Raw genomic sequence first — 21432 nt, 5'->3', positions numbered from 1 at the left:
GTTGGCCTCGTAGCTGCTCAAAATTTACGCCATGATGCGGTGTATCGACCAGGCGCGCCAATTGTTTAATTTTTGAATCGGATGAGATGGGACATTCAGTGCCAATCCCCTAGCGCTTCTTTGAGTCGCAGAACGGCTTTGTTGTGAATCTGGCAGACCCGTGATTCTGAGACCCCCAAAACGGCGCCTATCTCCTTTTGGTTGAGTTCATCGACATAGTAGAGCGACATGACCATCCGCTCACGCTCGGGCAGGGCCGCGATTTGTTCAGTCAGTGCCGCCTGGAAGCGGTCGTTCATTAGAGATTGGTCTGGCTGATCGGCCTGGTCGGGCACATCCAGGGTTTCGTCCTGCTCATCCCCACGGTGATCCAACGGCGTCAACCGGACTTGTACGACATCATTCAATGCCTCGAAATACTCATCCAGACTGATCCCCAAAAGCTGGCAGACCTCAGCATCCTTGGCCTCCCGTCCCGTGCGGGTTTCGATTTCATGCACGGCCTGCGCAATTTCACGATGCCGCCGGTGAACCGAGCGGGGCGCCCAGTCATTACGGCGAACTTCATCAAGCATGGCGCCGCGAATCCGAATGCCCGCGTAGGTTTCAAACGATGCGCCCTGCGTGGGATCAAAAGCCCGCACGGCTTCCAGCAGGCCGATCATGCCCGACTGGATCAGGTCTTCGGCCTGGATATGATCAGGCAGGCGATTCATCAGATGGAACGCAATGCGTTTTACCAGACCCGCATGTTCAGCCACCACGGATTCCGCCGTGCCCCGCTGAACATTGGCGTACATGGAACGGGCATTCATTACAGGGCATCCAACTCACTCGTGACCTGCACGAGTCGTTCAACGAAAAACTGCAAGCGACCATCGGCGCCGCGTGGTTTCGGCCAGCGCATGATCTGATCGGCGATCTGGCCGAAGGCGAGCGAGGCACGCGCGCCGCCAAAAGCCTGTAACACGGGCTTTTGGCGCTGGATCGCCCGCCGCAGATACTCATCAAAGGGAACCGATCCCAAGTGCACCAGGGTGACATCCAAAAATCGAGCGGCGGCGGCATTGAGTTTATCGAACAGACGACGCCCCTCCCCCGCATCCCGCACCATGTTGGCCACCACAAAAAATCGGCTGACGCCATGTTCACGAGAGAGCACTTTGATCATCGCATAGGCATCGGTAATCGAGGCAGGCTCATCGCAGACCACCACAATCACGGCATTGCTCGCCTGAGAAAACCGCACGACCGAGTCCGCAATGCCGGCGGCGGTGTCGATGATCAAGGTATCGACGGGGCGCTGCAAACTGCTGAATGCCTGAATCAGTCCCGTATTTTCGGCGGCTGACAATTCGGCCATATGCTTCACGCCGCTCGATGCGGGCAAAATCCCGATCCCCTCCGGGCCTTCGAGCACGATATCGTCGAGGCTGGCCTGGTTGGCCAATACATGGCTCAGATTTTTTTCGGATTTCAGCCCCAATAAGACATCGACATTGCCCAAACCCAAATCGGCGTCCATCAGGAGTACGCGCTCGCCACGGCGCGCCATCGCCACCGCCAGATTGACGGAAAGATTGGTTTTGCCCACCCCGCCTTTACCACTGGTGACGGCAATCACGCGGACTGAGTTGGCCGGGCTGAGAGAAGACATCAGCAGTTCCTTACAAAAAATTGAATCACTGTCGAACCCATGCGGACTACCAGCAAATCAGGCGCTAAACAACGCGGCGCAGTCTGTCGCCACCTCGGCGGTTGCGGCCGTACGACCAAGACTCACCGCCTGGGTAATGAGATCATCCCCCGTCGGATAACTCAAATCTTCGGGCACTCGCTGCCCCACGCCGGTACAAATCAACGGCAAACCGGACTGCGCGAGAACCGCCAAGGCACTCCCCAATAACAGGGTTTCATCCAGCTTGGTCAGAATCATACCGGCAAGCGGCAAACGCTGGAAATGCGACAGCGCATCCAGCATGGCGTTGTACTGAGTCTGCGCGGACAGCACCAAAAACAACCGTAATCGCTGATCCATCGCCGGCAGTTCCGCCAGTTGATTCATCATGGCCAGATCGCGCGCAGACATCCCCGCCGTGTCGATCAACACCAGATGCTTCTGCGACACCGCTGGCAGCAACTGCGCCAGATGTGCCTCATCGCGCGCGACATGCAGAGGGATGTTGAGAATGCGGGCATAGTTGCGCAATTGCTCCTGCGCGCCAATCCGGTAACGATCCGTCGTAATCAGCGCCACGGCATCCCGCCCGCGTTCCAGGACGGTTTGCGCCGCGATTTTGGCCAGCGTAGTCGTTTTGCCGACCCCCGCCGGACCAATCAGGGCAAAGATGCCCCCTTGCCGAAAGACGGAGGTTGACGGGGTTTTCAGCTTCTTCCCCAGTTGTCGCAACGCAGCGGCCAGGGCGATGCCCGGTGTCTGCCCAGACGATTGCTGCGCCAGAATTTTGGCGATGGCCACGGGAAACCCCAGCGCCTGTAACCGATCTCTCGTTTCCATCTCCGCCGGATGCGCCTGGCTGTACCGATGCCATTCCATCACGCTGAGCTGCCGTTCAAACAACGACCGTAGCTCCGTAATCTCGGCTGACAAGGCGGCCATCGCCGATGAATCTTCCGTGCGTTGATAGCCGGAACGATCCGTAGAGGTTTTTGTGCCCGCTGTTGACCGCGCATGGGCTGTCTGCGCGCGCGGCGGCGCGTCCGCCCGGGTGTCAAACGATGCCAGCGCCTGAGCAAACACATCCGCATCCCCGGATGAAGCCGGCGGTGGATTGACGGGCGGCAGCGGTTCCACGGGGGCGACCGGTGGCGGCGTCCAACGCGGTACGCGGAGGGACACATCGGGCGTATCCGCCGCAGCACCAGCCACCCGTACCGGCGGCACCTGGGCTGCTTTTTGCCGAACGGTCTGCTCGTCGAAATCGACGGCAATCACAAGCTCTACGCCTTCAGCACAAGAACGATTGGACAGAATCGCCGCTTCTTCGCCAAAAAGCTGACGCACCTGCCGCATGGCTTCCCGCATATCACTGGCAATAATCCGCTTGATGTTCATAGCCGATCCTCACTTAAGCCGCATTCCGCTGATTGCCTACGCTGGCAACCACTTTGATCTCTTTGTTGTCGGGTATTTCGTTGTAGCTCAATACATGCAACTGCCGGATGGAGTAACGCACCATTCGTGCCAACCAGGCGCGAAGCTGCGGAGCGACTAATAAAATTGACGGTTGGCCTGCGCGTTCCTGGCGTTCGGCCGCCTCTTTGAGCGATTGATGCAAGCGTTCAGCCAGTCCCGGCTCAATGCCCGGCGTCTGATCACTCCCCGATGGCATGCGCCCGGTGGCTTGCAGCAAGAGCTGCTCCAGCTGCGGGTCCAGGGTAATCACGGGTAATGAAGGCACCAGACCGTTGATGTGTTGCACGATCATTCGACCAAGGGCAATCCGCACCACATCGGTCAACTGGCCGACATCCTGCGTTTGTGCACTGTGCCGCGCCAGGGTTTCGGCAATCGTGCGAATGTCCCGAATCGGCAGGCGCTCTTCCAGCAGGTTCTTCAACACTTGAACGATGCTGGTCATCGGCAGCGCCTTGCCGACCAGGTCATCGACCAGCTTCGGCGCGCCCTGTTTGAGCGTGTCGATCAGTTGCTGCGCCTCTTCATAGCCGAACAGATCCGCCGCGTTCTCCGTCAGAATCTGGGAAAGATGGGTCGCCACGACCGTCGCCGGATCCACTACGGTGTAACCCAAGGCCTGAGCGTGTTCACGAGTGTTGCGCTCGATCCAGTACGCTTCCAGCCCAAAGGCCGGATCGGTGGTGCGGATGCCATTGATCGCGCCGGAAACCTGTCCGGGATTGATCGCCATATCCCGGTCGGCAAAAATTTCCGCCACGCCCATCGGCACCCCATTCAGGCTGATGCGATATTCCCCGGGTTTGAGGTCCAGATTGTCCCGAATGTGCACCGCGGGCACGAGGAAGCCCAGGTCTTGTGAGATTTTTTTACGCACGCCCTTGAGCCGGGGCATCAACTGCCCGCCTTGATTGCGATCGACCAGGGGAATCAAGCCATAGCCGACCTCAAGACCAATCACATCCACCGGCGGCACATCGTCCCAAGTCAACTCCTTGAGCTCTGGTTTTTTGTCGGGCAAGGGAATCTGAGCTTGCTCCGCTTCTGCAACCTGCAAGATTTTTTTGCGGGCGATCAAATAGGCGCCCCCCCCAGCCAGCGCCGCCAGCGTCAAAAAAGCGGCATTCGGCATGCCGGGAATGACCCCGAGCCCCGCCATCAGTCCTGCCGCGACCCCCAGAACCCGGGGATCAGAAAACATCTGCATCTGAAACTGTTTGCCCATGTCCTGTGAACTGGCAACCCGCGTCACAATGATCGCGGTGGCTGTCGAGATCAGCAGCGAGGGGATGGTGGCGACAAGACCATCGCCAATCGTCAATAGGACATAGGTTTGCGTGGCCTCCGAGAACGGCATGCCATGCTGTAGCACGCCGATCAGCAGGCCACCGAACACATTGATCAAAACGATCAGGATGCCGGCCACCGCATCCCCGCGCACGAATTTGCTCGCCCCATCCATCGAGCCATAAAAGTCCGCCTCGGCAGCGACTTCTTCCCGACGCGTGCGCGCCTGCTCCTGGTTGATGATGCCGGCATTCAAATCGGCATCGATCGCCATTTGTTTCCCCGGCAAGGCATCCAAAGTGAATCGGGCCGAGACTTCCGATACGCGACCGGCACCCTTGGTGACGACGACAAAGTTAATGACCATCAGAATGATGAACACCACGATGCCCACGGCATAATTGCCGCCGATAACAAACTCACCAAAAGAATGGATGACATGCCCGGCGGCCTCCGTACCATTCTGGCCGTGCAGCAGCACCACGCGGGTTGAGGCGACATTCAGCGCCAGCCGCAGCAGAGTCACCATCAGGATGACGGTAGGGAAAATCGCGAAATCCAGCGGGCGCAGAACATAGATCGTCACCATCAGAATGACGATCGACAAGGTGATATTGAAGGTGAACAAGGCATCCAATGCCAAGGGCGGCAAAGGCACGATCACCATGGCGAGCAACAGCACGATGACCAACGGCGGCCCCATGCCCTGTCCCCGGTATTGGCGCAAGCCGTTCAGCGTATCGCGCCAGTTCAATCCTGCGGTTAATGCCTTCATCGCACATCCTGCCATGACGCCGGATGTGCATGAACATCATCCGGCAGTGGGTTTCGCTCGGCCGAACTCATCGGCCATCAGATCATCCGGCACCATGGGCTCCGGACGCTCGGGTGACTGATCGCCGGAAGGATTCCGCTGGAGTTGAAACACATAGGCCAGCACTTGCGCCACGGCGGTATACAAGCCCACGGGAATCGGCTGATCGATCTCCACATGGGCATACAAGGATCGTGCCAAAGGCGGTGATTCAAAGGTGGGCACCGCATGGGCGGCGGCGATCTTGCGAATCGTGAATGCGAGCTCATCGGCGCCTTTTGCCACCACCCAGGGGGCATCCCCTTTGTCCGGCTGGTAGCGGATAGCGACCGCGAAATGGCTCGGGTTGGTGATGATGACATCGGCGGTCGGTACGGCCTCCATCATCCGGCGCTGTGACATTTGTCGTTGTAATTGCCGGACTTTCTGCTTGATTTCTGGCTTGCCTTCCATCTCCTTGAACTCGTCAATCACCTCCTGCCGAGTCATCCGTAAGCCTTTTTTGTATTCGTAAAGCTGGAAAGGCACATCAATCAATGCGACCACCAGCAGCCCTGAGGACAATCCGAGAAAGGCCCATCCCAGCAACTCCGCCGCCCGTCCCAAGGCGGGGTGGAATGCCATTTGCCCCAGCCCGATGAAATCCCGTTCCATGGACTGGAACAGGCCAATCGCAATGCCCAAGATCAACAAGAACTTTGCCAGGGTCTTAGCCAGCTCGACCGCCGAGCGCGCCGAAAACATGCGCTTAAGCCCGGATAGGGGATTCAGCCGATCGAGGTTGGGCGCCATGGCCTGGGTGGAAAAATTCCAGCCCCCCACCAACAGCGAAGAGGCGACAGCCAAAATCACCGCGGCAACGAAAAAGGGCCAGAGCGCCAGAAAACCGGCGACCAAGGTTTCCGCCAGCCGAGAGAACATCGCGGCGGGATCAAAAATTTCAGCCCGGGAAATCACAAAAGACTGCCGCATCATCTGCGCCAAAGACGCCAGCATCTGCCCGCCAAACACCAGAAAAACAATGGCGGAGCCAGCGGTCAGCGCCAACGAACCCAATTCGCGCGAGCGAGCTACCTGGCCGCGTTCCCGAGCTTCCCGCAGGCGTTTCTCGCTCGGCTCTTCGGTCTTTTCCTGACCATTTTCGTTTTCAGCCATGCCGTTAATGCCTCAATAGCTGAGCCAAAAAGAACAAGGTTTGATGCAGGAATCGCTCCAGATCCGGCACCCAGGTCGGGCTGGAAACCCAGATCAAAAACAGGCCAATCAACAAGGTGACCGGAAAACCAATCGAAAAAATGTTGAGCTGCGGTGCCGCCCGGGTAATCACCCCCATCGCCAGGTTCACCATCAGCAAGCTGATGATGACGGGCAAGGCCACCAGAATGGCATTGACGAACATCGCCTGGGCGAATCCTACGATGCGCCAAAAATCCTCGGCCGTCAGCCCCACCGGGGCAATCGGCAACCAGGTAAAGGAATCCGCCAGCAGCTTCAGCATCAAGCCCGGCCCATCCATCGAGATAAACAACAACATCGCCACAATCGACAAAAGCTGGGACACCAGCGGCACGCTCACCCCATTTTGTGGATCAATCGTCTGAGCAAAACCCAACCCCATCCCTTGCGACATCGCCTCACCGGCCTGGATGAACGAAGCGAGCACCATTCCAAGAACAAAGCCCATGGTCAGGCCAATCAATAATTGCTGCGCCACCAGTAACACGCCGGCAATGCTCAAAGGATCGACCGCAGGCGGCGGGGGCAAGGTCGGCGCGATCACGAGGCTGATGACCAAAGCCGCCAACACCTGCCAACGGCGAGGAATCCCCTGTGCGCCGAACAGCGGCGCCACCGAAATCAACGCGGAAACCCGCAACAGCACCCAAAGATAACTGCCGACCCAGCCCATGATCTCGGCCATCGTCAAGTTCATGACGCTATCCGATCAGGCTGGGAATTCGGTGGAAAAGTTGAATGGTGAAATCGATGAGCAAATGCAGCATCCAAGGGCCTGCCAGCAAAATGGCCAAAACCACGGCAAACAGTTTAGGAATGAAACTCAGAGTCATTTCATTGATTTGCGTGGCCGCCTGGAACATGCCGATCAGTAAACCGACGACCAGCGCGGTCAATAAAATCGGCATGGATAACAGCAGAATCACCACCATGGCCTGGCGGGTGATATCCAGAATCGTATCGGCATTCATCGCATCACCCAGCACCGACCGGCGAGCCGAGATAAAAGCTCGAGGCCAGTGTACCCATCAACAGCGTCCAGCCATCGACCAGTACAAACAGCATCAATTTGAATGGCAGGGACACGATCATCGGCGACAGCATCATCATCCCCATCGACATCAACACCGAGGCCACCACGATGTCGATGATCAAAAACGGGATAAAAATCAAAAACCCGATTTGAAATGCCGTTTTCAACTCGGAGGTGACGAAGGCCGCCATCAGCACTGGATAGGGCACATCTTTGGGGGATTGAAACGCCGGGTAATGCCCAATATTTTGAAACAGGGCAATGTCGGTTTGCCGCGTTTGATTCAGCATAAAAGTGCGCAACGGCTCGGCCGCTTTCTGGATGGCTACTTCGGCGCTGATTTGCTGATCCATATAGGGCTTGATGCCCTCTTGATACGACTGCTGAAACACCGGCGCCATGATGAACAGAGTCAAAAACAGCGCGAGACCGATCAGAATCTGGTTGGACGGCGTCTGCACCGTGCCCAGCGCCTGTCGCAACAGTGAGAGCACGATGATGATGCGGGTGAACGAAGTCATCATCAGCAACAGCGAGGGCAACAGGGTGAGCACTGTCATCAGCGCCAGGATTTGCAGCGTCAAACTCCACTGCGTGCCGCCGGCTGTTTGCGACACCGTGACCGCGGGCAGTCCGGGGACAATATCCGCCGTCGCCGCAGCGGCGGTCAACGGCAACAAGCCAAGCAGCAACAGGGCGAACACCGCGCCCGTGCTGTGACGGAGCAGCCCCCCCTTCATGCCGAACCCTCATCACGCGCCGTAGGCTTGGGCTGCGATGCATCGGCCTGGCGCGCGAGGAGCTGCGCAAACGAGGGGCGTCGATCCGCGCTGGTTTCCGTCGCGGTTTGCGGTAATAACGGGGGGTCAACCCAACCCAAGGATTCGATTTGCCCTTGCGCGACACCCACCAGCAGTTGCCGATCTCCCACTTCGATCAACACAACCCGCTCCCGGCTACCCACCGAGATTTGCGCCAGTACCGCCATTCGATAGCGCCCCATCACGCCGGTTAGCTGCCCTGCCCGCTTCAAAAGCCAGATCACGGCGAACATCAAGGCCAGCACCAGGATCAGGCTCATCACCAACTTAATCAGATAGGAAGAAGTCAGCGGATCAAAGACGGCGGGCGCGGGCGGCGCTTCGGCATACACCAGCCCGGGCATTGCAATGCCCCATGCCAACAGCAGGCCAGCGCGCATCAACGCAACTTCCGGATGCGCTCGGCAGGGCTGATCACATCGGTGAGACGAATGCCGAATTTTTCATTGATGACAACGACCTCCCCCCGCGCAATCAAGGTGCCGTTGACCAGGACATCCAGCGGCTCGCCCGCCAGGCGATCCAGCTCGACAATCGAGCCTTGGTTAAGCTGCAATAAATTGCGGATGTTGACATTGGTACGGCCAATTTCCATCGAAATAGCCACCGGCACATCCATCAGAACTTCGAGATTGATCGGATTTTCCGTGCCCTGCGCAGCTTTTTGCGTATCAAATTGATCCAATGTTTGCGCTTTGGCGTCGCCCGCCTCTACTTCGGCCTGCTCTGCCATTGCAGCGGCCCAATCATCCATTTCGTTGTTTTCAGCCATGATTTATTCCTCACTGCCGGCAGGTTTAGTGGCCTGGGCACGCAACGCCTCGTTCGGATGAACGACACGCTCCAGCCGCTCAGGCACGGGACTATCAATCCGAATTGCTTTATTTCCCCGATGCGCACCCAGCTTGCCCAGATACAACGGCAACCCTTTGGCCGTTAGCAAAACCTGTTCAGGCATCTCGAATGGAATGATATCGCCCGGTTTCATATGCGCCAGGTCGGAGAGCATCATACGGGCTTCGCCCAGTTGCGCGGTGAGTTCGATTTCCGCTAGTCCAAGCTCGCGGCGTAGCGCGGCGCTCCAGCGTTCGTCAATTTCCAGTCTATCGCCCTGCAAGCCGCCATCCAGCAGATCCCGAATGGGTTCGATCATCGAATAGGGGAACACAATCTCAAACTTGCCCCCACCCCCTTCGACCTCTATCCGGAAACTGCTGACTACCACCACTTCCGTACCGGACACGATATTGGCCAGCTGGGGGTTCATTTCGTGGCTGACGGTTTGAATCTGAATCGGGTAAATCGGTGCCCAGGAGCGATGGACCTCATCGATCGCCTGTTCCAACACCCGGGTAATGACCCGCAATTCCGTTGGGGTAAAGTCCCGGCCTTCGATTTTGGCGTGCATGCCCGTGCCGCCGAAGAAATTATCCACGAGCTTGAAGACAAGCTGTGATTCCATCATGAACACGCCGACGCCTTTCAACGGGCGGATATGCACCAGGGTCAATGAGGTTGGCACATACAGCGAATGGGAATACTCACTGTATTTGACCATGCGCACCCCTTCGATCGAGATATCCACCGTGCGGCGCAGCATGGAAACCAATCGAATCCGGAAATTCCGCGCAAAACGCTCATTGAGCATCTCCAGCGTGGGCAGTCGGCCGCGAACAATGCGTTCTTGCGAGGTGAGGTCGTAGGATCGAGCCTGTGCCGGATCCCCCATCCCCTGCTCGGTCGCAACTTCTCCCTCATCGACGCCATTGAGCAGGGCATCAATTTCATCCTGAGAGAGAATATCGGCTCCGCCCACAGGCCTCTCCTTCCGTGTCTGTTTCGGTTACTGCATCAGTAATTTGGTGAAGAACACATCGGCGATCAGGTCTTTTTTACCCGCCCGTTTTTCCAGCACCGCATTGACGGTATCTTTCAACTGCTTTTGCAATGCTTCTTTCCCTTCCCGCGTGCGCAATTTGGCCGCGTTGACATCACTGAGTGCCAGCATGATGTCGTTGATGATTTCTGCACGATTGGCTTTGACCGAAGCTTCAGCAGTTTTGTCATAACTGATCAAATCCAACTCCACCTGCAACAGACTCGCATCATTCGGTGCCGAAAGATTGACGGTGATCGGCTGCCCCAGCGGGATACTGACCGGCTCGCCTTTGTGATCCGCGCCGTCTGAGTGTTTATCACCCTTCGCATCGGCCGTTTGCTCCGTCGTGGCGGCATGCCCCCCATCGGCGGCAGGTTTTTTCAGCAACAACATTGCGCCCACACCGATGACAGCCAGCAGCAACACAATGACCACGATCATTAAAATCATCATCATTTTGTTGCCCCCGCCGGCCGCTTTGGGGGTTTCTTCTTTTTCGACTGCTTCCGCCTTGGCCATATCTCGCGCTCCTTAACATTTAGCGATCTTGCGCCCGCACTTCGCGCAGTAGCTTAACCGCAGCGCGCCGGTTTTTCATCAACCCCCACCACTTTAAGCGGCGCAGCTGCGACGCGCGCGCTTATTTTGATACAAATCTTGATCGGCACGCCGAAACCAGGTTCGGCAATCGCCCTCTTTTTCTGTCGTGGCGCAACCATAACTGGTCCGTACGCGCACCCGTTCACCCGACGGGAGGGTCAATTCATGGTGATCTAACCACGCATCCATGCGAGCCGTCATTTTTTTGGCGCCATAGTGTCCCGTACCCGGCAAGAGGACGCAGAATTCGTCGCCGCCAAACCGATACACATGATCTGTTTCACGCACAATAACGCGTAATCCGCTCGCAAAATGCGCCAACAGCCGATCCCCCACATCATGCCCCCAGGTATCGTTGATGGCTTTGAAGCCATTCAAATCCATGACGACCAGACTCGAAACCTGGCCGTAGCGCATGAATTGCGCCTGCTCGCGTGCGATTTCTCCATCGAACGCCCGACGATTTTCCAATCCCGTCAGCGGATCTCGCTGCGCCGCCTGCAAGGCATCCTGAAATATCGTGGTATTACGCAGCGCAAGCGCGACGGACTGGATCATCTGTTCCAACCAACGCCATTCCTGCTCGGTCAGGTCAGGCACCACCTGCACTTGTAGCTCACCGAGCAGTTGTTCGGCATCGTGGAATTTGAGCACTCGATGGTGAGCCTCTGCGGTGAAGCCGGGGGTCGCCACGACGCTGTGGTTTTGCACCCAAGAAAATCCCGTGATGGGCAAGGTGTTGGACAACAACTCGAAGACCGCATTCAGCAAACTTGCCGGATCCATATATCGTTGCGCCACGGCCATCAGAGAGAGCCGCAACTCGGTGGTATCAATCAATTTTGCCGCCGAACGGGCGACGACGGGCGAGCGCAGCCGGTACCCACGACCATCGACCAGCGCATCATCAACATTCGAGCGGTAAGCAGCCATGATCCGTATCCTCAAGGAACGATGACCATCTTGAAGCACGCGGCATGCCAACTATAAAAAATAGATAAATTTCAGCTGGTTAAACAAAAACCCCGCCGAGTGTTCGACGGGTTTTCGCTCAGGCTGACTCGCGGTGTCAAATTCTCAACAGTCAGCCTGCGAGTGATTCGACGCGAATGCGAACGATCGGTAACTGCACAGAATCCAAGGATTCCAACGCGCTGATCGCGCGATCCATCACTGCTTCTTGCAGTGGGTGGGTCAACAATACGATCGGCAAATGCTGAGTTTCCGGGCTGGCTTCCTTTTGAATCATGGCCTCGATATTGATCCCGTGATCCGCCAGAACGCGGGCAATATTGGCCAGCACCCCCGGCTGATCGAGCACCATCAACCGCAGATAATAGCCGGTCGTCACTGCGGAGATCGGCAAGACCGGCAGGTCAGTGATCTGACTCGGCACCACCGCTAGGTGGGGCACCCGATGCGTCGGGTCGGCCGTGAGGGTTCTGACGACATCCACCAGATCCGCCACGACGGCAGAAGCCGTGGGTTCCGCCCCGGCACCCGCACCGTAATACAAGGTCGACCCCACAGCATCGGCCCAGACCAGAACCGCATTTTTTACGCCATCGACATTCGCCAGCAAACGCCGTTCGGGGATCAGCGTGGGATGTACCCGCAGTTCCACACCGTTATCATGGCGGCGCGCGATACCCAACTGCTTGATTTGATAGCCCAGCTCACGGGCATAACGCACATCTTCCGTTTGGAGCTTGCTCAATCCTTCGGTATAGACGCCCTCGAATTTAAGCGGCATGCCAAATGCGATCGCGGCCAGAATGGTGAGTTTGTGCGCGGCATCAATGCCTTCGACATCGAAGGTGGGATCCGCCTCGGCATAGCCCAGAGCCTGGGCTTCGGCCAGTACATCGGCAAAGCTGCGACCTGCATCCCGCATGGCGGTCAGAATAAAGTTGCCCGTGCCATTGATGATGCCGGCCAACCACTCGATCCGGTTCGCTGCCAGCCCTTCACGAATCGCCTTGATGATGGGCACGCCGCCCGCCACCGCTGCTTCAAAGGCCACCATCGTGCCGCGTGCTTCGGCCAGCTCAAACAGGGCATTCCCCTCATGCGCGAGCAGCGCCTTGTTGGCGGTCACGACCGGTTTGCCCAAGGTCAGCGCCCGCTCGATCAGCGCATGCGCAGGATTGAGCCCGCCCATGACTTCCACCACGATATCGACTTCGGGATTTTCCACCACGCTCATCGGGTCGGTGGTGAGCAGGATGCCATCCAGCGCGCAAATGCGGGGCGCATCCAGACGGCGTGCGGCGGCGTGAATGATGTCGATGCGGCGTCCGCATCGGCGGGTGATTTGATCGGCATTGCGCCGCAATACATTGACCACGCCACCGCCGACCGTGCCCAAGCCGAGTATCCCGACACGAACTGGCGGCAGATCCTCCTGTCGAGACGCACTCATGCCTTCATTCCTTCCGCCGCGCGGCGTTGTTCTTCCTTACGAAACATCGCCTTGATCCCACGGATCGCCTGACGGGTGCGGTGTTCGTTTTCAATCAGGCCAAAACGGACATAGTCATCGCCATAATCGCCAAAACCGATGCCCGGCGACACGGCCACCTTTGCCTCGTTTAGCAGCAACTTGGTGAATTCCAAGGATTTTAGGTGTGAAAACAGTGGCGGAATCTTCGCCCAGACGAACATGGTCGCTTTCGGCGGCACCACCGGCCAGCCAGCGGAATTCAGCCCTTCGCAGAGCACATCGCGTCGTTTCTGATACATGTCGCTGATTTCCTTGACGCAGGATTGATCGCCTTCGAGCGCCAAAATTGCCGCGACCTGAATCGGCGTGAAGGTGCCGTAATCAAAATAGGATTTCATTCGCGCCAAGGCATTGACCAGGGTGGGATTCCCGACCATGAAGCCCACACGCCAGCCCGGCATGTTGTAACTTTTCGACAGCGTAAAAAACTCCACTGCGATGTCTTTTGCCCCCGGCACCTGCAAGATCGACGGCGCAACATATCCATCGAATACGATGTCTGCATACGCTAGATCATGCACGATCCAGATACCGGCTTCCCGGCAAATTTCGACCACGCGCTCGAAAAACGGCAGATCCACACACTGCGTCGTTGGGTTGGCCGGGAAATTCAAAATCAGCATCTTCGGCTTCGGCCAGGTTTCCTTGATCGCCCGGTCGAGTTCTTCGAAAAAATCCACCTCGGGCGTCAAACGCACATGGCGGATATCCGCATCGGCAATCACGCTGCCATAAGGATGAATGGGATACGCCGGATTCGGCACCAGCACGGTATCCCCCGCCGACAGCGTCGCCATCGCAAGGTGACCCAGACCTTCTTTCGAGCCAATCGTGACGATGGCTTCTTTTTCTGGATCGATCTCCACCGCAAACCGGGTTTTGTACCAGTTGGCAATCGCACGGCGCAATCGGGGAATCCCTTTGGATTGGGAGTAGCGGTGCGTGTCTCCTCGCCGCACGGTTTCAATCAGCTTATCGACAATATGTTGCGGCGTCGGCTGATCCGGATTGCCCATGCCAAAATCGATGATATCTTCCCCGGCCGCGCGCGCTTTGGCTTTCAGTTCGCCGATGATGTTGAACACATAGGGGGGCAAGCGGCCGATACGGGCAAATTGATCGTTCACGATAATCCTGCAACAAAGTTCATAACATACGATGGTCGTCCGGGGACGACCGCTGAATTTGATGCCTGCGCACCAAGGAAATCCGATATTACATATGACCGAGGATGGCGCTGCGCACCGCATCCAGACTGGCGTCGATCGTCAGCATTTTGGCGCGCTCCCCTGCCCCCAGGCGTCCTTCGCATTGGGCAATCGCAGTATCCGGGTCTTTCAGGCCATTGCCGGTCAAGGTCAGCACCACCGTGGCGCCAGCGGTAAGCTTGCCGTCTTTGGCGTCTTTAATCAGCCCGGCCAGCGAAGCGGCCGAAGCCGGTTCACAGAACACGCCCTCATGGCGCGTCAGTAACCGTTGCGCAGCGAGAATCTCGTCATCGGTCACTTCGGCAAACCATCCGCCGGATTCCTGCATGACTTTCCAGGCACGATCCCAACTTTGCGGATGCCCGATCCGGATCGCCGTGGCGATCGTTTCCGGCTGATCCACCATGGCGCCGCGAATGAAGGGCGCAGAACCAGCCGCTTGATAGCCCAGCATTTTGGGGCGATTGGAACACTGCGCCCCGTGCACGAAGGAACATTCGCCTTCACAAAATGCGCAGGAAGCTGTCAGATGGTGTCCGCTATCCGCCGATGCCTCACAGTACCCCATCCAATGGGCGGTGATATTGCCCGCATTACCCACCGGCAAGCAGTGATAATCCGGCGCACGACCCAATTCTTCGATGATTTCGAAGGCCGCCGTTTTCTGCCCTTGCAACCGGTATGGATTGACTGAGTTGACGATCGTGACGGGGGCGTGGTCGGCGACTTCTTTCACCAGCCGCATGCCATCGTCGAAATTGCCGCGAATCTGCAGAGTGACAGCACCATACATCATCGCCTGCGCGAGCTTGCCCATGGCAATTTTGCCATCGGGAATCAGAACGAACGCGGTAATTCCGGCGCGTGCGGCATAGGCTGCGGCTGCGGCTGAGGTATTGCCGGTCGAGGCGCAGATGATCGCGCGGGATCCCGCCTCCACCGCCTTGGTGACCGCCATGGTCATCCCGCGATCCTTGAAAGAACCCGTCGGATTCAACCCCTCATATTTCACATAAATATCGAGATCAATCCCCAAAAGCTTCGGCAGATTATGCAGCCGAATCAAGGGGGTATTGCCTTCACCCAGGCTGATAACGGGCGTATCGGCAGAGACAGGAAGGTGGCGGCGATAGCGGTCGATCAGACCGGTGTAACGGGTCGGCTGGGACATCGGGACTCAAACCTGAGAGAGGAAAATTGAACGCAACATTCTACGCATCCGGCACGCGTTTTGCAGCAACCGAAGGGCAAGCCCCCGCCGTTTCAGGGGCGGCCGTTCCACAAACGACACAGTCGCGCGTGCTGAGCAGATGCAGGAATAATCGCTGCACGGACGCCATCGATTGGCGGATGGTTTGGTTGACCTCATGAAAATCCAGCGGTTTGCCACCATTCAAGCCCGCGGCACGATTGGCCACCACCGTCAGGCTGGCGTATTGGATATCACATTCCCGCGCCAGAATTGCCTCCGGCATTCCGGTCATCCCCACCAGATCACAGCCATCGCGCTGCATCCGCCGAATTTCGGCCGCCGTTTCAAAACGCGGCCCCTGGGCTGCCCCATAGGTACCGCCATCGATCAGCGGAATGTCCAGGGCAGCTCCGGCGCGCAACAAGGCGCCGCGCAAGGCGGCATCGTAGGGATAGCTGAAATCGACATGCGTCACCGATTCCAGATCGCCTTCGAAAAAGGTGCTCGGCCGCCCCCAGGTGTAATCGATGAGTTGATCCGGCACACACAGGCTGCCCGGCTGCATGGCCGGTGAAATGCCGCCCACCGAGGAGACCGCCAGAATGCGCTCGACCCCCAATTCACGCAGCGCCCAAAGATTGGCGCGGTAGTTGATCGCATGCGGCGGAATGCGATGGTTGTAGCCGTGTCGCGGCAGAAACACGACTTCGCAGCCCGCCATGCGACCGATACTGAGCGGGCCGGAAGGCTCACCATAGGGTGTCGAGACCACTTGATGCCGAACAGAATCCAAGCCATCCATCTGGCTCAGCCCCGTGCCGCCAATAAATGCCAAGTGCATAGTTCATTCCTGTGTCATGGTCTGCTCGGGTAAGGCATGAATGCCCGGCAGATTTCTGAAAAAACCGTCGTAATCCAGCCCTTCGCCAAACACGAACCGATCCGGCAGGTGGACGCCCACGAATTCTGGCAACAAATCCACTGCCCGCGCAGGCAATTGCTTCAGGGCGCCAACCGCCAGCCAGGTGCGTGCCGCACCGGCGTTCTGGCACCAGCCCCGCACCGCGGCCAGCGTGAGGCCTTGATCGAACAGATCATCCACCAGCACGACGGTGCGGCCAGTCAAATCGCGCGTCGGGCGTACATGCCAGTTCAACGCGCCGCCCTGGGTGCCGCGATAGCGACTGACATGGATGTAATCGATTTCCAGCGGGAAAGTCAGGCGGCTCAGCAGTTGACCCGCCACAACCAAACCGCCGGTCATCACCACGATCACGACCGGGCAGGCGTCCGCCAGGGTCGCGGTCATTTCACGCGCCATCCGGTCATACGCGGCCTGCATGGTTTCGCGGTCAACCAAACATTCTGATTGGCGCAGCAGGGCATTGAGCGCTGCTGGATCGGGGCGAAGTTTCAGGTCATTGCTCATTCAAAAACCACCCCGCATCCGCTTCCGAACGAGGATCCTGTAACCGTTCGACCCAGGCCAGGGCGCGCACACGACGGGGATCATGCAAGAAATGGGACTCACTGGGAACCGCGCCATGCCCCGTCAAGCGCGCCAGCCGGGCTTCCCGCACCGGGTCGGGCGCGAAGGTTCGCGCCGCCAGCACATGATCGACCCACTCGGGATGGTTGCAGATCAAGGCCATATCACAGCCCGCCGTCAGGGCGGCATCCACCCGCGCAACGATATCCCCCGCAACCGAAGCCGCCGCCATGGTCAAGTCATCCGAAAATACTGCACCTTGATATTGCCATCGCTCGCGCAACAGGGTTTTGAGCCAGTGACGCGAAAACCCGGCCGGCTGGTCATCGACCGCTGGATAAATCACATGCGCGGCCATCAAGGCCGGGATCAGCCGCTCGATCATGCCCAAAAACGGGCGTAAGTCCTCGCGCTCGATGGTGGCAAACGGGCGCGTATCGACAGGATGGGCGATGTGGGAATCTTCGGCGATCGAACCATGCCCCGGGAAATGTTTACCCACCGCCGACATGCCCGCCTCTTTCATGCCCGCACTGAAAGCGACCGCCAAGGCGATGATGGCCGCTGGCTCCCGGGCAAAGGCGCGATCCCCAATGACACCGCTGATCCCGCGATGCAGATCCAGCACCGGCGCAAAACTCAAATCCACGCCCGCCATGCGTAGCTGAGTCGCCATCAGCCAACCCAGACTGTGCGCCGCCTCGATGCCCGCCTGCCGATCCTGCGCCAGTAACGCACCGAGTTTGCCCATCGGTGGCAGGTGAACAAAGCCATCGGAGCGAAACCGCTGCACGCGCCCGCCCTCTTGATCGACCGCAATCAACAGATGCGGGTGGCGCAAGGCGCGAATTTCCGCCGTCAAATCCATCAATTGCGCGCGGGATGTAAAGTTTCGGGCGAATAAGATAACCCCACCGACGGCGGGATGGCGCAACCGTCGGCGCTCAGCCTCCGTCAGCGCATAGCCGGCCACATCGACCATCAGCGGCCCCAAGGGTTCAAGCGGCGTACTCATGTCATGCACGATCCGTTGTTATCTTCCGCCCGCTGGCAGCGACCCGCTCTGCGATGTGGCGCAGCAAGTCTTTCGTCAGGGAAGCAGCATCAAACCGCCAGTGCCAGTTGCCGACGGTGGTGCCAGGCGTGTTGATGCGTCCCCGTTCATCCAGCGCCAGAAAGTCGGCCAGCGGAATGATCGCGAGCCCAGCAACCGAATTCAAGGCAGCGTCGATCAGCGCCCAGGGCATGGCCTCGTCGTCGTTCAACGCCGCGCGAACCCGTTGTTGCTGCGTGGCATCCAGCCCCTGCCACCAACCGAGGGTCGTGTTGTTGTCGTGCGTGCCGGTATACACAACCGAATCCTGGGTATGGTTCTGCGGCAGGTAAGGATTTTTTTCATCACTATCAAACGCAAACTGCAGAATCCGCATGCCCGGGAGATTGAACGCGTCACGCAGTGCAATGACATCGTCTGTGATCACCCCGAGATCCTCGGCAATGACCGGCAGACAGCCTCCGGCATCCCGCTGAAGCGCCGCCAAAAGCGCTGCACCCGGTGCGGGAACCCAAGCCCCTTCGATCGCGGTCGCGCATTCCGCCGGGATCGACCAATAAGCTGCCAGGCCGCGAAAATGGTCGATACGCACCCAATCAAACAATTCCCGATGCCGCCGCATGCGTGCTCGCCACCAGGCAAACTCATTGCGCGCCATCGCCGACCAATCGAATAACGGATTGCCCCAACGCTGCCCCGTGGCAGAAAAATAATCCGGCGGCACCCCGGCTACCGCGACGGGCAAACCTTCCGCCGTCAACTGAAACTCCGCACGATGGAGCCAGACATCCGCTGAATCGCCCGCGACGAAAATCGGCAAATCACCGTAGAGCAGAATACCCCGGGCATGCGCTTCGGCCATGAGTGCCCGCCATTGGCGATCGAGCAGAAATTGCTCAAACGCCACAGCGAACAATTCGGCCTGATGCCGCGTTTTCCAGTCCTGCATGGCTTGAGGATGCCGATCACGCCAGGCGACCGGCCATTGCCACCAAGCGGCCTGCCCTTGCTGCTGTTTGAGCACCACGAACTCGCTGTAGCCCGCCAGCCATTCTGCCTGTGCTGAAAAGCGGGCGAACTCCTCGAGCAGCGCCTCATTGGCACCCACGCCGCACCGACGATCCGCAAGGCTCGATCCTGCTTCGAACGCGGGATCGGCCAATAATCCGGCCTCATCCAGAAATGCGGGATTGAGCGCAAATGACGAGCTGCACTGATATGGGGAACCATCCGATAAGGTCGGCCCCAGGGGCAGCACTTGCCAGACACTCAAACCGGCGACAGCCATGTGTTCCAGAAAATCGACGGCCTCCGCACCCAAGCGACCGGATGGTAGGCTGAATATCGGCAACAAAACCCCCGCGCGGCGGCGGGTGCAAGGCATTTCCAGGGTTTGCGGCAAAGAGTGATTCATTGCCCCCGCCGCATGATCCCACCGGCCTCCACCTGATCGCCCGTGGTCTCGGGCGGCAAACAGATCGGCTGACTCAAGGCACTCGGAACCGGCAAGCCGATGAGTTCGTACAGCCGGGTCAATTGCAGGCGATACAGCGCATCAAAATCGCGCACGGCATCGCCGGGGTTGTAATCCCCAAACCACCAGAACCAGTCAGAACCTTCACAAATCGCGAGCTGCTGGCGATTGCGTGCCTGCGTCGATGCATCCCATGTGCCGGCGGCCTCGGCGCGTTCGTAATCCAGACGAGCCGTCATCAATAAATCCCACGCCCGGTTTTTTGCATCGCTGCCGATCCAGGTGGCGAGATTGCCATACACCCAACTACCCGCGACCAAATGCGGCAATATCCGGCGCGCGGGAACCCGTTCGACCACCTCGGCGAATGTGGTCAATACCAGCTGCGGATGCGTACTCAAGCGCTTGTAGAGCGCATCGAGCAGCCAATAGCCGTTGTCGGGATAAAACTCCCAGGCGTTTTCCCCGTCCAGAATGATCGGCACCACCGCGTTACTGCCACTACAACTTTGCGCAATCCGTTCCAAATGGCCGATAAAATCCCCCACTGCGTCATCGGCATGCCATTTTTGGTAATCAAACCCAATCAGATCGGATAAGCCGTCATCCCGGAAAAATAACGCCGGGGACAGATGATCGAACTGCCAAACCGCGTGACCGCACCCCGAATCCACCGAGTTCTGTTTGGCCAGAGAATTTTTCAACACTTGATTGCCACTGGCCGCCCAAGTGAATCCGGCCTGAGACAAGGCGTGAATGGTCGGTTCGGAAATCGCACCCTCCGATGGCCAGCAACCCACCGGACGACGACCAAAATATCGTTCGAACACAGCCAAGCCATGCTGCAAATGCCAGCGAACCCGCTCAGCCCCGAGCGCGTATTCTGCGCCCTGCGGCTGGGGATCATGGGGCAGGGTTTCTGTGCCGGCCCGAACATCCAGAAGCAACGGCATGATGGGATGGGCATAGGGTGTCATCGATAGCTCGACCCGGCCTGCCTCGGCCAAGGCGCGGTAACGCGGGAAGATCCCTTGGATCAATTCCCCGATGCGCGTCAGCAGAGCCAAGCGATCCGACACGGAAAAACCCGCCGCACGGGTCATCAACGACTGAATCAGTGGGTCGGATCGCCGAACCGTTTCCCCCATCCATGCCAAGTGGTACCACACCGATAAATCGCTGATGAACGCGTCACTGAAATACTCACCGCGCTCGGTACTCGTCAATTGCGCACGAGCCAGATCGATCAAGTCCTGGAACGGCTCAAACCGCCGAACCAGTCGATCTTCATTCGCCCGCGTCAACGCCCGCACGACACGAACCCGCTCATCTGGATCTGTCAACGAATCGGCAGCCACCAGCGAGCGCAATACCACATCGCGCAACAGAACCGGATTCTGATGCTGGACAAACTCACCGATCTGCGCGCCATAATCATCCAGTTGCTCCAGAAGAATCGGCACAAAATTTACGACTGCACGGGCTGCGGGATAGCGCTCCAGATGCGCCGCCATATCCACATAGTCTTTGATGGCATGAAGATAGGTCCACGGCTGCTGATATTGCGCCGTGCGCGGGTCGCGATATTCGGGCTGGTGCATGTGCCAGCACAGCACCACCGACAGTTTGTTTGCGTTCATCTTGGTCGATTCCTCAATAACACCGACGCCGCCGAAGCCAAAATA

General features: G+C 58.3%; 21 protein-coding genes. All 21 read right to left on the bottom strand.

Annotated features, from left to right (window positions below; translation table 11 throughout):
• Window positions 1-95: 95 nt before the first annotated feature.
• Complete coding sequence (locus tag VOI35_RS04930; RefSeq protein ID WP_407276772.1) at window positions 96-815, bottom strand: RNA polymerase sigma factor FliA; 720 nt, start codon at window positions 813-815, stop codon at window positions 96-98.
• A complete protein-coding gene (locus tag VOI35_RS04925; RefSeq protein ID WP_407276771.1) occupies window positions 815-1657 on the bottom strand; it encodes a MinD/ParA family protein in 843 nt (280 codons plus the stop codon). The genes VOI35_RS04930 and VOI35_RS04925 overlap by 1 nt, the downstream gene beginning before the upstream one ends.
• A gap of 57 nt (window positions 1658-1714) precedes the next feature.
• Window positions 1715-3076, bottom strand: coding sequence for a flagellar biosynthesis protein FlhF (flhF, locus tag VOI35_RS04920; protein WP_407276770.1), 1362 nt, complete (start codon window positions 3074-3076; stop codon window positions 1715-1717).
• Window positions 3077-3089: 13 nt separating this feature from the next.
• Complete coding sequence (flhA, locus tag VOI35_RS04915; protein WP_407276797.1) at window positions 3090-5147, bottom strand: flagellar biosynthesis protein FlhA; 2058 nt, start codon at window positions 5145-5147, stop codon at window positions 3090-3092.
• 108 nt (window positions 5148-5255) lie between these two features.
• Entirely contained in the window at window positions 5256-6413 is a 1158-nt protein-coding gene (gene flhB, locus VOI35_RS04910; protein ID WP_407276769.1) for a flagellar biosynthesis protein FlhB, read from the bottom strand.
• A 4-nt stretch (window positions 6414-6417) separates the two neighbouring features.
• Window positions 6418-7191 (bottom strand): flagellar biosynthetic protein FliR, encoded by a 774-nt coding sequence (fliR, locus tag VOI35_RS04905; RefSeq protein ID WP_407276768.1) that lies wholly within the window; start codon window positions 7189-7191, stop codon window positions 6418-6420.
• Window positions 7192-7195: 4 nt separating this feature from the next.
• The gene (gene fliQ, locus VOI35_RS04900; protein WP_407276767.1) at window positions 7196-7465 is read right to left on the bottom strand and encodes a flagellar biosynthesis protein FliQ; all 270 of its coding nucleotides are present in this window, start codon (window positions 7463-7465) and stop codon (window positions 7196-7198) included.
• A gap of 4 nt (window positions 7466-7469) precedes the next feature.
• Window positions 7470-8267: a flagellar type III secretion system pore protein FliP gene (gene fliP, locus VOI35_RS04895; RefSeq protein WP_407276766.1), complete on the bottom strand. Its 798-nt coding sequence runs from the start codon at window positions 8265-8267 to the stop codon at window positions 7470-7472.
• Window positions 8264-8728 (bottom strand): flagellar biosynthetic protein FliO, encoded by a 465-nt coding sequence (gene fliO, locus VOI35_RS04890; protein ID WP_407276765.1) that lies wholly within the window; start codon window positions 8726-8728, stop codon window positions 8264-8266. Before fliO ends, fliP begins: the two co-directional genes overlap by 4 nt.
• Complete coding sequence (fliN, locus tag VOI35_RS04885) at window positions 8728-9120, bottom strand: flagellar motor switch protein FliN (RefSeq protein WP_407276764.1); 393 nt, start codon at window positions 9118-9120, stop codon at window positions 8728-8730. Before fliN ends, fliO begins: the two co-directional genes overlap by 1 nt.
• Before the next feature lie 3 nt (window positions 9121-9123).
• Window positions 9124-10164: a flagellar motor switch protein FliM gene (fliM, locus tag VOI35_RS04880; RefSeq protein ID WP_407276763.1), complete on the bottom strand. Its 1041-nt coding sequence runs from the start codon at window positions 10162-10164 to the stop codon at window positions 9124-9126.
• Between the two features lie 27 nt (window positions 10165-10191).
• The gene (gene fliL, locus VOI35_RS04875) at window positions 10192-10746 is read right to left on the bottom strand and encodes a flagellar basal body-associated protein FliL (protein ID WP_407276762.1); all 555 of its coding nucleotides are present in this window, start codon (window positions 10744-10746) and stop codon (window positions 10192-10194) included.
• Window positions 10747-10839: 93 nt separating this feature from the next.
• Complete coding sequence (locus VOI35_RS04870; RefSeq protein WP_407276761.1) at window positions 10840-11760, bottom strand: GGDEF domain-containing protein; 921 nt, start codon at window positions 11758-11760, stop codon at window positions 10840-10842.
• A gap of 151 nt (window positions 11761-11911) precedes the next feature.
• Window positions 11912-13225 (bottom strand): homoserine dehydrogenase, encoded by a 1314-nt coding sequence (locus tag VOI35_RS04865; RefSeq protein WP_407276796.1) that lies wholly within the window; start codon window positions 13223-13225, stop codon window positions 11912-11914.
• A 20-nt stretch (window positions 13226-13245) separates the two neighbouring features.
• Window positions 13246-14457, bottom strand: a complete 1212-nt coding sequence (gene alaC, locus VOI35_RS04860; RefSeq protein ID WP_407276760.1) for an alanine transaminase — start codon at window positions 14455-14457, stop codon at window positions 13246-13248.
• Window positions 14458-14545: 88 nt separating this feature from the next.
• The gene (thrC, locus tag VOI35_RS04855) at window positions 14546-15709 is read right to left on the bottom strand and encodes a threonine synthase (protein WP_407276759.1); all 1164 of its coding nucleotides are present in this window, start codon (window positions 15707-15709) and stop codon (window positions 14546-14548) included.
• 40 nt (window positions 15710-15749) lie between these two features.
• Window positions 15750-16571, bottom strand: coding sequence for an S-methyl-5'-thioinosine phosphorylase (locus tag VOI35_RS04850; RefSeq protein WP_407276758.1), 822 nt, complete (start codon window positions 16569-16571; stop codon window positions 15750-15752).
• Between the two features lie 3 nt (window positions 16572-16574).
• Entirely contained in the window at window positions 16575-17159 is a 585-nt protein-coding gene (locus tag VOI35_RS04845) for a hypoxanthine-guanine phosphoribosyltransferase (RefSeq protein WP_407276757.1), read from the bottom strand.
• Entirely contained in the window at window positions 17149-18234 is a 1086-nt protein-coding gene (gene nagZ / locus VOI35_RS04840) for a beta-N-acetylhexosaminidase (RefSeq protein ID WP_407276756.1), read from the bottom strand. Before nagZ ends, VOI35_RS04845 begins: the two co-directional genes overlap by 11 nt.
• A gap of 1 nt (window position 18235) precedes the next feature.
• Window positions 18236-19687, bottom strand: coding sequence for a 4-alpha-glucanotransferase (gene malQ / locus VOI35_RS04835; RefSeq protein ID WP_407276755.1), 1452 nt, complete (start codon window positions 19685-19687; stop codon window positions 18236-18238).
• Complete coding sequence (locus VOI35_RS04830; protein ID WP_407276754.1) at window positions 19684-21387, bottom strand: glycoside hydrolase; 1704 nt, start codon at window positions 21385-21387, stop codon at window positions 19684-19686. Before VOI35_RS04830 ends, malQ begins: the two co-directional genes overlap by 4 nt.
• Between the last annotated feature and the right edge of the window lie 45 nt (window positions 21388-21432).

The sequence above is a fragment of the Halothiobacillus sp. DCM-1 genome (assembly GCF_045689735.1).
GTDB lineage: Bacteria > Pseudomonadota > Gammaproteobacteria > Halothiobacillales > Halothiobacillaceae > Halothiobacillus.
This window is presented reverse-complemented; position numbering and strand designations above follow the sequence as displayed.